Annotated in this window: 10 protein-coding genes and 1 tRNA gene; 6 read left to right on the top strand and 5 right to left on the bottom strand. The window is 72.5% G+C overall.

Going from position 1 to position 14281, the window contains the following annotated elements; translation table 11 throughout:
* Positions 1 to 231 precede the first annotated feature (231 nt).
* The 3 genes from ACFC1R_RS09150 to ACFC1R_RS09140 form a co-directional block, all read right to left on the bottom strand.
* A complete protein-coding gene (locus tag ACFC1R_RS09150; protein WP_375935119.1) occupies positions 232 to 996 on the bottom strand; it encodes a polyprenol monophosphomannose synthase in 765 nt (254 codons plus the stop codon).
* A gap of 41 nt (positions 997 to 1037) precedes the next feature.
* Positions 1038 to 2627: a glycosyltransferase family 39 protein gene (locus ACFC1R_RS09145; protein ID WP_375935116.1), complete on the bottom strand. Its 1590-nt coding sequence runs from the start codon at positions 2625 to 2627 to the stop codon at positions 1038 to 1040.
* A 101-nt stretch (positions 2628 to 2728) separates the two neighbouring features.
* Positions 2729 to 4285, bottom strand: coding sequence for a carboxyl transferase domain-containing protein (locus ACFC1R_RS09140; protein WP_375935113.1), 1557 nt, complete (start codon positions 4283 to 4285; stop codon positions 2729 to 2731).
* Between the two features lie 141 nt (positions 4286 to 4426).
* On the opposite strand from ACFC1R_RS09140, the gene ACFC1R_RS09135 reads away from it, so the two are divergent.
* Positions 4427 to 4499 (top strand) — tRNA-Arg (locus ACFC1R_RS09135).
* A 689-nt stretch (positions 4500 to 5188) separates the two neighbouring features.
* Complete coding sequence (locus ACFC1R_RS09130; RefSeq protein WP_375935110.1) at positions 5189 to 6187, top strand: hypothetical protein; 999 nt, start codon at positions 5189 to 5191, stop codon at positions 6185 to 6187.
* Between the two features lie 132 nt (positions 6188 to 6319).
* On the opposite strand, the gene ACFC1R_RS09125 is transcribed toward ACFC1R_RS09130, so the two are convergent.
* A complete protein-coding gene (locus tag ACFC1R_RS09125) occupies positions 6320 to 7798 on the bottom strand; it encodes an FAD-dependent monooxygenase (RefSeq protein ID WP_375935107.1) in 1479 nt (492 codons plus the stop codon).
* Positions 7799 to 7919: 121 nt separating this feature from the next.
* Here ACFC1R_RS09125 and ACFC1R_RS09120 point away from each other — a divergent pair, with 121 nt between their 5' ends.
* Positions 7920 to 8579: a TetR/AcrR family transcriptional regulator C-terminal domain-containing protein gene (locus tag ACFC1R_RS09120; RefSeq protein ID WP_375935104.1), complete on the top strand. Its 660-nt coding sequence runs from the start codon at positions 7920 to 7922 to the stop codon at positions 8577 to 8579.
* Between the two features lie 134 nt (positions 8580 to 8713).
* On the opposite strand, the gene ACFC1R_RS09115 is transcribed toward ACFC1R_RS09120, so the two are convergent.
* Positions 8714 to 10171, bottom strand: a complete 1458-nt coding sequence (locus tag ACFC1R_RS09115) for an FtsW/RodA/SpoVE family cell cycle protein (RefSeq protein WP_375935101.1) — start codon at positions 10169 to 10171, stop codon at positions 8714 to 8716.
* Positions 10172 to 10430: 259 nt separating this feature from the next.
* Here ACFC1R_RS09115 and ACFC1R_RS09110 point away from each other — a divergent pair, with 259 nt between their 5' ends.
* The 3 genes from ACFC1R_RS09110 (at position 10431) to ACFC1R_RS09100 (ending at position 14279) form a co-directional block, all read left to right on the top strand.
* A complete protein-coding gene (locus ACFC1R_RS09110) occupies positions 10431 to 11528 on the top strand; it encodes a cytochrome c oxidase assembly protein (protein ID WP_375935098.1) in 1098 nt (365 codons plus the stop codon).
* Positions 11529 to 11836: 308 nt separating this feature from the next.
* Positions 11837 to 13237 (top strand): dihydrolipoyl dehydrogenase, encoded by a 1401-nt coding sequence (lpdA, locus tag ACFC1R_RS09105; protein ID WP_375935096.1) that lies wholly within the window; start codon positions 11837 to 11839, stop codon positions 13235 to 13237.
* A 181-nt stretch (positions 13238 to 13418) separates the two neighbouring features.
* The gene (locus ACFC1R_RS09100; protein ID WP_375935093.1) at positions 13419 to 14279 is read left to right on the top strand and encodes a metallophosphoesterase family protein; all 861 of its coding nucleotides are present in this window, start codon (positions 13419 to 13421) and stop codon (positions 14277 to 14279) included.
* The last annotated feature ends 2 nt before the right edge of the window (positions 14280 to 14281 follow it).

Below are 14281 nucleotides of genomic sequence, written 5' to 3'. Positions count from 1 at the left end.
GACACCGCCCCGCTGGACGCCCTCGGCGACGGCCGGCTGATGACCGCGGCCGGGGGCGGGCGCGCCCACCAGCCCCCCCCGGCCGCCCCCCACCCCACCCCCAAGGCCCGCCCCCCCCGCCCCCCCAGGCACCCCCCCCCCGCGGGGGGGCCGGCCCCCGCCGCCCCCCCCCACTTCGTTTGCCGGGAGCGGGGGTTGGGCCGATTCACCCGAACGGGTCAACGGCGGTTGTCACTTCTTCTTGCCGGTGAGCTGCTGGAGGCGGGTTTCGACGCCCCAGGCGGTGACGCGCAGGAGTGCCTCGACGACGATGTTGCGGCTCATCTTGGAGGCGCCGAGTTCGCGTTCGATGAAGGTGATGGGGACCTCGGTGACCTTGAAGCCGGCCTTGACGGCGCGCCAGGCGAGGTCGACCTGGAAGCAGTAGCCGGCCGAGGCGACCTGGTCCATGCCGAGGCCGAGCAGGGTCTCCTTGCGGAAGGCGCGGTAGCCGCCGGTGACGTCGCGCAGCGGGACGTCGAGCATCAGGCGGGAGTAGGTGGAGCCGCCGCGGGAGAGCAGGACGCGGGACCTGGGCCAGTTGACGATCTTCCCGCCGGGGACCCAGCGGGAGCCGAGGACGAGGTCGGAGCCGCGCAGGGCGGTGAGCAGGCGGGGGAGTTCCTCGGGCTGGTGGGAGCCGTCGGCGTCCATCTCGACCAGGACGTCGTAGCCGTTGTCGATGCCCCAGCGGAAGCCGGCGAGGTAGGCGGCGCCGAGGCCTTCCTTGCCCTTGCGGTGCAGCACGTGGACGTGGTCGTCCTCGGCGGCGATCTTGTCGGCGAGGTCGCCCGTCCCGTCGGGGCTGTTGTCGTCGGCCACCAGCACGTGGGTCTCGGGGACGGCGGCCCGCACCCGGGAGACGATCCGCTCGACGTTCTCGACCTCGTTGTAGGTCGGGATGATCACCAGCACCGGGCCGAGATCGGCGAAGGTGCTCTCCTGGGGGGCAGTCACGTCTGTGCCTTTCGAAGCAACGGGGGACAGGCAGCGGGCCGTTACGCGTGCCTTCTTGCGCGCACCAGCAGCGACACCGTCAGCCCGCGCACGTGCCGGACCTCGCTCGGGGTGAACGCCGCTCGCAGGGCACCGGCCTGGCCGGCCGGCAGCGCCTGGTACGGGTCGTCGCCAGTGCCGATGGTAACGACCCAGGTACGGCTCACGTCACCGATACAGGAGACCGGAACCGGGCACTCCACCGGGAACAGGTCGCCCGCCCGCACCGCCGTCCGGGCGATCAGCAGCGGCCTCGGGCGGACGGCCTCCGGGAGGTGGTAGGTCACGCCGGGGCCCACCATCATCCAGGCCTTCTTCCCGGCGACCGTCACGATCCCGTCGCCGTTCCGGTAGCCGGACGCCACCAGCCTGGCCGCGCCCTGGTAGTCGGTCTGGGTGCGTGCCGTCACGTACCGCACCGCGCGCTGCTGCGGCACCCCCAGCAGCCCGGGGACGGCCACCACGGCGAGCGCCAGCCCGGCGGCGGCCGTCCGGGGGGCCCGGCCCGCCCACCCGGTCCCGTGCGCCGGGGAGGTCGCCGACCTGCCGCGCCGGGATCCCGGGGTGTGCAGGGACCCCAGGGCGTGCAGGGACCCCAGGGCGTGGTGGATCGCGCCGACGCCGCCGCCCGCGAGGACGGCCCAGGCGGGCAGGGTGAAGAGCAGGTAGCGGTCGACGAAGTACGAGGTCCGGCCCTGCGAGACCAGCCAGACCCCGAGCACCGGCAGCACGGCCAGGGCCGCCGCCTGGACCGCAGCCGTCCGGCGGCCGCGCCACAGCAGGGCGGCCACCGCCAGTGCCAGGAATGCGTACATCACCCCGAAGGAGCCGAGGAACTCGGGCCAGAACATCCGCAGCCGGTACCGGGTCGCGGCGGTGACCCAGTCCAGCTGGCGGCCCGACTGGCGCCGGCCCAGCAGCATCACCGGCAGGGCCGGCAGTAGGGCCGCCGTCACGGCCACCGGGAACTGCCGCAGCACCCGCCGGTCCGGTGCCGACCTGAGGTGCAGGGCCACCACCACGCACTGTCCGGCCAGGCTGCTCAGCGAGACCAGGTGGAGGACCCCGGCCAGTGCCGTGCACAGCGCGTACCAGGCCCAGCGCGCCGGGCAGGGCCGGTCCAGGGACCGCAGCAGGCACCAGGTGGCCGCCGCCACGGCGCAGGTGACGAACGCGTACGAGCGGGCCTCCTGGGCGTACGCCGACACGTTCGGGAGGGCCGCCAGCAGCAGTCCCGCCGCCACCGCGGCCACCCGGCTCCTGAACCAGCGCAGGGCGGCGAGGGCGGTGAATCCGGCGGCCGCCGCCATCGCCAGCGCGGACGGCAGCCGCAGGCTGGGCACCGATTCGCCGAAGACCTCGGTCCAGGCGTGCAGCAACAGGTAGTAGGCGCCGTTGCTGGCGTCGACGTTCCCGAGTATGGCGAACAGCTCCGGCAGGGACCGGGTCGCCGCGCTCCAGCTGGAGATCTCGTCGCGCCACAGTTCCGGTGTGCCGATCCGGTAGAGACCGACCAACAGGGTCACCAGGGCGGGCCAGCACCAGACGCTGCGCAGGATGCGCGGCAGGAAGCTCAAATGTTCGGTGCTCATGGGTGGTTCAGGCGATCGACTCGACTGACGGATGGTCAGTTTCCGAAAGGGCCTCGACAGGATACGGGAGTCGGTCGGGTGCGCCGGTCCGTCCGACCGCCTCAGGAGCGGTTGGTGGGATCGCCCAGGCGGCGGTTGCGGATGGCGCGGGCGGCCGTCCGGGCGTCCTCCGGCTGGGCGGCCAGTTCGGCCAGGGCGCGGCCGATCGCCCGGCCGACCCGGTCGCAGAACGCTTCCGACTCCATTGCGGCGTCAGGGAGTTCGGGCAGCACCTCGTCCACCAGTCCGACGGCCGCGAGGTCGTGCGCACCGATGCCCTGCGCCCGCGCCAGCTCCGCCGCGTGCTCGCCGTCCCGGTGGACGATCGCCGAGGCTCCCTCGGGCGGCAGCGGCGCCAGCCAGGCGTGCCCGGCGGCCAGTACCCGGTCGGCGGGGAGCAGCGCCAGCGCGCCGCCGCCGGAACCCTGGCCGAGCAGTACGGCCAGGACGGGGGTGCGCAGGGCGATCAGCGTGTGCAGGCAGTGGGCGATCTCCAGGGCCACGCCGTCCAGTTCGGCCCGGGTGGAGAGCTCGGCCCCGGCCGTGTCCACCACCGTGACCAGGGGCAGCCGGAGCTGTTCGGCGAGCCGGGCCGTGCGCCGGACGCACCGCAGGTCGGCGGCGGTGAACGGACGCTCGGTGCCGGGCCTGGCGCGCTGCTGGCCGACCACCACGGCCGGCCGGTCACCGAACTCGGCCAGCCCGCGCACCAGCGCTCCCTCCGTCCCGTCCGGCAGGATGGGCGCGGTCAGCGGCAGCACGCCCCCGGCGGCCCGTGCGAGCAGCTCGCGGACCCCGGGCCGGCCGGGCCGCCGGGTCAGCCGCACCGACTCCCAGGCGTCCGGCCCGGGCTCTTCGGGGCCGGCTGCCTCCGGGGTTGTGGCCGTTGGAGCCGTGACCTCCGGGGCAGTGGTCCGCGGTGTTGCGGCCTTCGGCGTGCGGCGCTCCAGCAGGGCCAGCAGCCGTCCGACGAAGGCGGGCAGCTCCGCGGGTGGCAGCACGGCGTCGACCAGCCCGCGGGCGGCCAGCGTCTCGGCCCGCTGCACCTCCTCCGGCAGCCGGACCCCGCGCAGTTCCTCGTACACCCGGGGGCCGAGGAAGCCCAGCCGTGCTCCGGGCTCGGCCAGCACCGGCTGGCCGAGCGTGCCCCAGGAGGCGAACACCCCGCCCATGGTGGGGCTGCGCAGATAGGTCAAGTACGGCAGTCCGGCGGCCTGGTGGGCCTGGACGGCGGCGGTGATCCGGACCATGCAGAGGAAGGCGGCCGAGCCCTCCTGCATCCGCGTACCGCCCGAGACGGGCAGGGCGAGCAGCGGCAGCCGTTCGGCCGTGGCGCGCTCCACCGCCCGTGTGATCCGCTCGGCCGTGGCGACCCCGATCGAGCCGCCCAGGAACCGGAACTCCGACACCACCAGTGCCAGCGGCCGCCCGTCCACCAGGACCCGCCCGGTGGTGACCGCCTCGTCCAGCCCGGTCCGGGCCCGGGCGCGGGCCAGCGAAGCCGCGTACCCCCCGTCGGCGGGCACCGCCGTGACCGGGGTGTCCCAGCAGTCGAAACTCCCGGGGTCACCCAGCAGATCGATCAACTGGGCCGCCGTCAGCCCGCTTCTGATGGTCATAGATCCCCCCGAACCGGCTCCATCGGCGCCTCAGCGTACACACCACTCCTTGCCCGTCCGCCGACAGAGGAGATCTCCACGGGTCTGATCCGGTACCCTGTCGGAGGTTGGACGGCCGTCACCACGGGCCGGACGACTCCCGCCTCAGTAGCTCAGGGGATAGAGCACGGCTCTCCTAAAGCCGGTGTCGCAGGTTCGAATCCTGCCTGGGGCACGTGACTCAGAGCCTCGAACCACGATCGGTTCGGGGCTCTGTGCGTTCGAACGGGAGGAGTCCCTTCCCGGGCAGGTCGCCGTGCCGGGACCCGTTCGGAAGTGCAGGCCGATCGACGGGATCGGATCAGGTCCTGCGTAGTCGGCCACATCCGGGGCGTTCGCCAGGCTCCGTGCCAGGCGCTTGTGCCGCTTGGACGCACCGGGGCTCACGACGACCGTCCCGTCCACGATCTCGATGCCCGCGCACTGCTCCTCGGACCAGGAGTCGTACTGATCCGCGGTGATCTGCGCGTGCATCCACGCGGGCGCGACCCTCTCGGCGGTCATGGTGCACCTGCCTGAGTCTGCTCGGCGGACCTGGCGCACTCCGCCGAGCGTACTGTCTCAGGCTGCCACGGAGACCGGGTCACCGCTTCGCCTCATGCGCGTGAGGCTCGGTCGCGGACGGACGGACGGCCTGGTGGACGGACGGGCGGCCTGGTGGACGGCAGACGCGAGGCCGTGGGACTCGGTCGGCGGGGGCGTCATCTGCCGTACGGATCCAGCACACCTGAGGGCGATGAAGGCTGTGCAACTCCGGTTCCGGGGAGTGAACTTGTGCTACGTTCCGTAGTCCCAACAGAACATAGGTGACCCCGGCGGTGCTAGCAACACCCCGGGGCCCGGCACCAGGAGCAGACACTCCCGATGCGCGTCCATCGTACCGAACACGTACGGAACTTCACCGTGCTGCCCAACGGCCTGTTGCAGGACCGTCGGCTCAGTTACACCGCCCGCGGCCTGCTGGCCGACCTCCTCTCCCGCCCCGACGGCCGGCGCGAGGACGGTCGGCAGATGGCCGACACCAGCCCGCAGGGGCGCGGGGTGATCCGCAGGGCCCTGAAGGAACTGACCGAGGCCGGGTACTACCGGGTCGACAAGGTCCGGATGTCCGACGGCACCGTGCGCTCCGAGGCCCATGTCTTCGACACCCCGCAGTCGGCGGCACCGGGTGTCGCCCGTCCGGGCTCCGGTGGTGCGAGGACCGGCCGCGCTGACGCCCCTTCAGTAAAGAACCCGGTGAAAGTACCCTCCCTCCCCGTCGAGCGGGCCGACCGGCGGTCGGCCGCCGTCGGTGAGGTGGCCGTCGGGCCCGACGGGTGGGGCGAGCCCGAGGGGCGGGGCGGTCCCGAAGGGTGGGAGGAAGGCCGAGGTCTCGCCAGACAGCCTCCGGCGGTGCCGGACGAGCAGGTCCGCAAGGCGGCGGCGACGCTGTTCCGGGTGATCCGGCCGGAGCCGCGCCTGCGCCTGGGGGAGGCCGAGGCGACGGAGCTGGCACCCCTGGTCGCGCGGTGGCTGGAGCGCGGCGGCACCGCCGGGGAGCTGGCCCAGGCCCTGCTGCCGGGGCTGCCCGAACTCGTGTACTCCCCGGCCGCGGTCCTCCGCAGCCGCCTGGAACGGAAGATGCCACCCGTCCCCGCTCCCGAGCAGCCCCCGGCGGCCCGTTACGCCGAGTGCGCCAAGTGCCATGACCCGGTGCCCCGGCCGGGCATCTGCCGGGCCTGTGCGGGCCTCGGCGGGCGAGCGCCCGCAGTCGGCGGCGGAGCGGCGGCGACTGCGGTCGGCGCCGCCGGCGCCCGCGCGGCGATGCGAACCGCGAAGGCCGCCTTGGCTATTGGGCGTCCTGCCGCAACCCTCGCGGTGTGAGCGCGGGCGGTGCTCGTCGCCGTCCCACCACCGGGCCGGACATCGCGTGCGGCCAGGCGGCCTCTCGTGTCGCTCTGGCCGGCGGTGTCGGCGGTGTCGGCGGTGCCGGTGGTGTCGGTAGTGCCGGCGGTGTCAGCCGGGCAGGCTGGCGAGGTTGGCGAGGCTGGTGAGGCCCAGGGTGGGGAGGAGGGCGGTGATGTCGGCCGGGTCGTAAGTGGCGAGGGCGATGTGGCCGTCCGGGCGGATCAGGAAGAGGCCTTCGCCGTAGGGGGCGTCGACACGGTGGACGGGGATCGCCGACGGGATGGCCGGGGGCTCGGTGCCTGCGGCGAGCAGGGTGAAGTGCGGGCCGCGCAGGGCGTCGAAGAGGCGGTAGTCGGAGCCGTCGGGGCGGGTGCAGGTGGTGTCGGGGGCCCGGTCGCCGGCCTGGAGGGCGTCGGCCGGGAGCGGGCCGCGCCGCTCGACGCTCAGCGGGCCGCCCCGGTAGTTGATGTCCAACTGGTCGGTGGCGGCGCCGCGTTGGACGGCGTGGCCGCCGCCCGGGCGGTCGGGCTTGGTGGCCTGGTGGAGCTCGGTGCTGATGTCGAGGACACCGGCGGCGACCGGGAGGCGCTCCTGTTCGTAGCCGTCCAGCAGTTCGGGTGCGGCGCCGTGCCGGATCACCTGTCCCAGTCGCCAGCCGAGGTTGTAGGCGTCCTGGATGCTGGTGTTCAGGCCCTGTCCGCCGGCCGGGGAGTGGACGTGTGCGGCGTCACCGGCGAGGAAGACCCGCCCCTGCCTGAAGCGCTCGGCGAGGGCGGCCCTGGGGCGGAAGTCGGAGGCCCAGAACACCTCGGTGACCGCCTCGGCGGGCAGGTGGGTGCGCTCGGCGACGGCCCGGCGCACGCCTTCGGCGGAGGTGTCGGGCTCGCCCTCGGTGATGAACGCGACGAGCTGGAACTGGTCGGTGTGCGGCAGCGGGCAGAGCAGCGCGAAGTCGCCGGTGGCCGTGCGCCAGAGGTGCCAGTTGTCCCGGTCCAGACCGTCCAGTCGGAGGTCGGCCACCAGGGCGCGGCCGGTGTCGAGGGCACGGCCGGCCATCGGGATGCCCACGGCGCGGCGGACGGTGCTGCGGCCGCCGTCGGCGGCGACCAGGTAGTCGGCGGTGACCTTCAGGACGGTGCCGTCGGCCCGTTCGAGGTCGGCCTCGACCCGTTCGGGGGTCTGGTGCAGCCGGGCCAGCGCGGTGCCGAACTCGACCTGGCCGCCGAGCTCGCGCAGGCGGGTGTGCAGGATCTGCTGGGTCCGCCACTGCGGGACCATCCAGGGCTCCGGGTACGGCGCGCCGGTGGTGTCCTTCCGGGGGTCCGTCAGGTCCCACGCGGCGCCCTTGACGCCGTCCTCCCAGGAGGCCATCCGGGGGTAGCGGGCGCCGGCCGCCAGGATCGCGTCGATCACGCCGAGGTCCTCGAAGACCTCCAGGCTGCGGGGCTGGAGTCCCTTGCCGCGCGAGCCGGGGAAGAGCCGGTCGGCCTGCTCGATCAGCCTGGTCCGCACGCCGCGCCGGGCGAGGTCGCAGGCCAGCGTCAGGCCGGTCGGACCGGCGCCGACGATCAGAACTTCGGTGTGCATCCCATCTCCTTAACGCCGTTAAGTTGCTGCGCTTCGAAGGATCTGCTTAACGCTGTTAAATTGTCAAGGTCCGGTGGCGGACCGTACGGCGGAACGGGGGGAGCGGGAGAGAATCACGGACGTGGCACAGAAACTGGATCGCGCTCAGGTGGTCGAGACCGCCCTCAGGCTGCTCAACGAGACCGGCCTGGAAGGACTGACCCTTCGGCGCATCGCGACCGACCTCGACTGCAAGGCGCCCGCCCTCTACTGGCACTTCGCCAACAAGCAGGCGCTGCTGGACGAACTCGCCACCGAGATGCTCCGCCGGATGCTCACCGCCTCCGAGGCCCCGGGTGCGGCGGCGCCCTGGCAGGACTGGATCACCGTCACCAACCGTGAGCTGCGCCGCACCCTGCTCTCCTACCGCGACGGCGCCAAGGTCTTCAGCGGCACCCACCTGACCGAGACCATCCACGCCGAGCGTCTCGACGGGCTGCTGAACGCGCTCGTCCTGGCCGGATTCACGCTCCCCGACGCCGTCCAGGCGTACTTCACCGCGTACGCCTTCACCATCGGCTTCGTGATCGAGGAACAGGCCGTCGAACCGCTCCCGGGCCGACGTTCGCCCGCCTACGACGACGCGGCGCGGGCAGCCGGGATCGGTCCGGACTTCCCGCTCGCGGCGGCTTCCGGGCCTGGGCTGTTCAGCGGCTACGAGGAGCGTTTCGAGCAGGGGCTCGCCGTCGTCGTCGCCGGGATCGCGGCGGTTCTGAGCCCCGGGGCGCGGCAGAACGCCTGAGCCGCGACGCGTGGAGCGGGACGCCTGAAGCCGGGGCGCCGGGCCCGCCGCCGGGTGCCGGGTGCCGGGGTCGCCGGCCTCGCCGAAGGGTGCCGGTCCGTCGAGCGGTGCCGGGGCAGCACCGCCCCGGCGGGTCAGAGCGCGGCGGAGGCGGGTGAACCCGGCACCGCCAGGGTCGGCTGCACGGGCGGGACCGGTGCCGCCTCGGGTTCCGGCTCCAGCTCGGCGCGGCCGGCCGCGTCGGAGAGTTTGATCAGTACGGCGGTCAGCAGCCAGTTGGCCAGCAGCGACGACCCGCCTGCGGCGAGGAAGGGCAGCGCCTTGCCGGTCAGCGGGATCAGCCCGGTCACGCCGCCGACCACCACGAAGACCTGGAGCGCCACGGCCGCCGAGAGCCCGGTGGCGAGCAGTTTGCCGAAGGGGTCGGTCAGCGCGATGGCGGTGCGCAGGCCGCGCTGCACGAACAGGGTGTAGACCAGCAGGAAGGCGGTGACCCCGGCCAGGCCCAACTCCTCGCCGATGGTGGTGAAGATGAAGTCGCTGCGCCCGGCGAAGCCGATCAGGTACGGCCGCCCCTGGCCGAGACCGGTGCCCACCAGGTGCCCGGTGCCGAAGCTGAACAGGGCCTGGGCGGGCTGGTCGGAGATCAGCGCCGGGTTGTGGTGGGGCAGGTAGATGTCCAGCGGGTGCAGCCAGGCCTCGACCCGGCCGTGCACGTGCGGCTCCATGTCGCCAACCACGGCCGCGCCGCCGACGGCCATCAGCAGGCCGAGCACCACCCAACTGGTCCGCTCGGTGGCCACGTAGAGCATCACGACGAAGACGCCGAAGAAGATCAGCGAGGTGCCGAGGTCGCGCTCGAAGATCAGCACCAGCAGGCTGACCACCCAGATGGCGAGCACCGGGCCGACGTTGCGGCCGCGCGGCAGGTTCATGCCCCAGAACCTCCGCCCGGTCAGCGCGAGCGCGTCCCGGCTGGCCATCAGGTATCCGGCGAAGAAGACGGTGATGGCGACCTTGACGAACTCGTCCGGTTCGAGGCTGACCCCGGGCAGCTTGATCCAGCGCTTGGCGCCGAAGTCCTCTGCGCTGGAGGGGAAGAAGGCCGGTGCGGCCAGCAGGATCAGCGCTCCGGTCATGATCAGGTAGACGTAGCGCTGGAAGATCCGGTGGTGCTTCACCACGATGATCAGTCCGGCGGCGACCGCCGAGGCGATCACCGTCCACATCACCTGGTTCGGCGCCGACGGCAGCTTCTGGTAGTCGCCCTTGGCGGCATGGAAGAGCGCGTACGACTGGTCGAGCCGGTTGAGCAGCACCAGCCCGAACCCGGTCAGGAAGGCGGCCAGCGGCAGGATCAGCGGGTCCGCGTACGGCGCGAAGCGGCGGATCGCCATGTGCAGCGCCACTGCCAGCGCGGACAGGCCGGTGCCGTAGAGCAGCAGGCCCTTGGGCAGCGTGTGGTTGAGCGCTTCGTTGGCGGTCACGTAGCCCGCAAGGCAGACCACGACCGCCGCCAGCAACAGGACGAGTTCGAGGTTGCGGCGGCGCGCGGCCAGCCTTCGCCCGGCGCTTCGTGGGCTGTCTGTCACGGATTCCCCACTTCGGCATCTTCGACAGTGATGTAGTAGACGACGCATCCTCGCACGACAGTGACGCCGATGTGGCCGCCGGGGGTTCCGGACCCAACTCCCGTGATCGTTTCGACGTCGGCCATCATGTCGGAGGAGCCGCAAGCGCCGCAGCGCAACGGCCGACTGCGCCGCAGCACACCGACCGGCCGCCGCGCGCCGGCCGACCGCACCGCACCGACCGGCTGCACCGCACCAGCCGGAACAGGAGAACCACCGGATGCCGACCCCAGCACTCGCCCTCGGCCACGACGGCCCGCCACCCTGGCAGTGGGCCGACCTGGCCACCACCTGGACCGCCGAGCCCGTCGTCCTGACCCTCGCCGTCCTGCTCGGCGGCGCCTACCTGCTGGGCGTCCGCGCCTTCCACCGGGCCGGCGGCCGCTGGCCGCTGCACCGCACCGCCGCCTTCCTCGGCGGGCTGCTGGTCTGGATCTGGGTGACCTGCTCGGGCATCGGGGTGTACGAGCGGATCCTGTTCACCGACCGGGCCGCCCAGGTCGTCCTGCTGCTGATGCTGGTCCCGCTGCTGCTGGTGCTGGGTGCGCCGGTCTCCCTGCTGGTCGAGACCTCGCCCGAGGCGCGCCGGGCGCGGATCATGCGCGCACTGCGCAGCCGTCCCTCCCGGCTGCTGATGTTCCCCGCGGTGTCCACGGTGCTGCTGATGGCGCCGCCGTGGCTGCTCTACTTCACGCCCTGGTACGAGAAGACCCTGAGCAGCGGGGCCTGGAACATCGGCCTGCACCTGACGCTGGTCGCTCTTGGGGTGGCGTACTACTGGCCCCGGCTGCAGCTCGACCCCGTCGCGTACGAGTACCCGCTGCTGGTCAGCCTGTTCGTCACCTTCGCCGAGGTGATCTTCGACGCCGGACTCGCCCTGATCCTCATCTACGGTCACCACCTGATCGCCGAGCCGCACTACGCGGCCCTCGGCCGCACCTGGGGACCCACCCTGCTGCAGGACCAGACCTGGGGCGGCAACGTGATCTGGGTGCTCGGCGACCTGATCGGCCTGCCCTTCCTCTGCGCGCTGATCCGGCGCATGATCGTCACCGGCCGGGCCGAGACCGCGGCGGTGGACGCCGCGCTGGACGCCGAGTTCGAGGCGCAGGAGGCTGCTCGGGAAGCCGCCAGGGAAGCCGCCAGGGAAGCCGCCGGGAAAGCCGCGAGAAAGGCTGCTGGGGAGGCTGCTGGGGATGCTGCGCCCGCTGTGCCCGCCGCGGTCGAGACCGTCCAGGGGGACGAGCCGCAGGGCGCGCGCCCCTGGTGGCTGGACGACCCCAACCTGCGCCACCGCTACGGCGGCGCCGAGCGCTGACGGCGGCGCCCGGCCGCCCGGCTCTCCGCGCGGCCGCCGTTTCGCTGAGCCGGCCTCACATGCCGGGCCCCGTGCCGCTGATGTCGGTCGGCGCGGTCCCGGCGCCGGGCCGTGTCCCGGTCGGCGGCACCCGCCGGGGCAGCCGGCGTTCCGCGTGCCCGTGGTGCGTCACCCGGTCCGGTCGACGAGATCGGGGGCCCACGGTGCCCGCCGCGCCCGCATACGACAGTCTTGGGGGTGGTCGGACTCTTCGGAGTCGACTGTCCACATGGACACGGAGACGGTCACCAACCGAATCGAAGGCGAAAATGACCAACCACTTTGATGTCGTTGTCCTCGGTGCCGGCCCGGGCGGGTACGTCGCTGCCATCCGCAGCGCGCAGCTCGGCCTGAGCGTCGGCATCGTGGAGGAGCGCTACTGGGGCGGGGTCTGCCTCAACGTCGGGTGCATCCCGTCGAAGGCGCTCCTGCGGAACGCGGAGCTCGCGCACATCCTGACGCACGAGACCAAGACCTACGGCATCCAGGTCGAGGGTCGGATCAGCTTCGACTACAAGGAAGCGTTCCAGCGCAGCCGCCAGGTCGCCGACGGCCGGGTCAAGGGCGTCCACTACCTGATGAAGAAGAACAAGATCGCCCAGTTCGAGGGTCGGGGCCACTTCGTGGACGCCAACACCCTCCAGGTGACCGGCGCCGACGGTGCGGTGCAGACCGTGACCTTCGACCACTGCATCCTGGCCTCCGGCGCCACCCCCCGTCTGCTGCCCGGCACTTCGCTGAGCCCGCGCGTGGTGACGTACGAGGAGCAGATCCTGGCCGACCAGCTGCCCGAGAGCATCATCATCGCGGGCGCCGGTGCGATCGGCATCGAGTTCGCGTACGTGATGCACAACTACGGCGTGAAGGTCACCATCGTCGAGTTCCTGGACCGGATGGCGCCGCTGGAGGACGCGGACGTCTCCGCCGAGCTGTTCAAGCGCTACAAGCGCCTGGGCATCGAGGTGCTGACCTCCACCCGGGTCGACGCGATCGACGACTCCGGCGAGAAGGTCAAGGTCACCGTCACCGCGGGCGGCGAGCAGCGGGTCCTGGAGGCCGACAAGGTCCTGCAGGCGATCGGCTTCGCCCCCCGGGTCACCGGTTACGGTCTGGAGAACACCGGGGTCAAGCTCACCGAGCGCGGCGCGGTCGAGGTGGACGGCCGCTGCCGCACCTCGGTGCCGCACATCTTCGCCATCGGGGACGTGACCGCCAAGCTGATGCTGGCCCACGCCGCCGAGTCGATGGGTGTCATCGCCGCCGAGACCATCGCGGACGCCGAGACCATGGAACTCGACTACGTGATGATCCCGCGCGCCACCTACAGCCAGCCGCAGATCGCCAGCTTCGGCTGGACCGAGGAGCAGGCGCGCAACCAGGGCTTCGACGTCAAGGTCGCGAAGTTCCCGTTCATGGCCAACGGCAAGGCCCACGGCCTCGGTGACACGGTCGGCTTCGTCAAGATCATCAGCGATGCCGAGTACGGCGAGCTGCTCGGCGCCCACATGATCGGCCCGGAGGTCACCGAGCTGCTGCCCGAGCTGACCCTGGCCCAGCAGTGGGACCTCACGGTCACCGAGATCGCCCGCAACGTCCACGCGCACCCGACGCTGGGCGAGGCCGTCAAGGAGGCCATCCACGGCCTGGCCGGGCACATGATCAACATGTAGTAGCCGTAGCCGTAGCCGTAGCCGTAGCCGTAGCCGTAGCCGTAGCCGTAGCCGCGGCGGCTTCCGCGTCCGGCCGTCCCGCCGGGGTCGCCAAGAACACCAACTTGTCGACCCCGGCGGGAATCGACCGTCGATCACGCCGGTTGGCCCGGAGGTTGCCGCCGATCGGGATGATGGCCGGATGAGCGAGAGCATCGAACAGCCGGGCCGCCTGCTGGCGGTCTCCGACCTGCACGTCCACCACGCGGAGAACCGCCGCATCCTGGCGGAGGAGCTCCTCCCGCAGTCGCCCGAGGACTGGCTGATCGTGGCCGGGGACGTCAGCGAGACCGTCGACCAGATCGAGTGGGCGCTCGGCCTGCTCAGAGACCGGTTCGCGCAGGTGATCTGGGTTCCCGGCAACCACGAACTGTGGACGCCGCAGGGGGACGAGGTCCAACTGCGCGGGGAGGCGCGCTACCGCCACCTGGTGGAGATCTGCCGCCGCCTCGGTGTCCTGACGCCGGAGGACCCGTACGCAGTCTGGCGCGGAGCGGGCGGCCCGGTGGTGATCGCCCCGCTCTTCGTGCTCTACGACTACTCGTTCCGCCTGCCGGGGCTGAGCCGCGAGGCGGCGATGGAACAGGCCTACGAGTCCGGGGTGGTGTGCACGGACGAGTTCCTGCTGCATCCGGAGCCCTACCCGGACGCCGCCGCCTGGTGCGAGGCCCGGGTGAGTTGGACGGAGCAGCGGCTGGCCGCCCTCGACCCCGCCCTGCCGACCGTCCTGGTCAACCACTTCCCGCTGGTCCGCGAGGACACCGCGATCCTGCGTTACCCGCAGTTCGCGCAGTGGTGCGGCACCGAGCGAACGGCCGACTGGCACCGCAGATTCCGCGCCGCCGCCGTGGTCTACGGCCACCTGCACATCCCCCGGACCACGGTCCACGACGGTGTCCGCTTCGAGGAGGTCTCGATCGGCTACCCGAGGGAGTACGGCCGCCGGGGCTTCCCCCGGGGGCTGCTGCGCGAGGTCCTGCCCCCGGCGGCGGCCACCGGCTGACC

The sequence above is a fragment of the Kitasatospora sp. NPDC056138 genome (genome assembly GCF_042264695.1).
Lineage (GTDB): Bacteria > Actinomycetota > Actinomycetes > Streptomycetales > Streptomycetaceae > Kitasatospora.
Note: the sequence above shows the minus strand (reverse complement) of the source record. Positions and strands in the feature narration are given on the sequence as shown.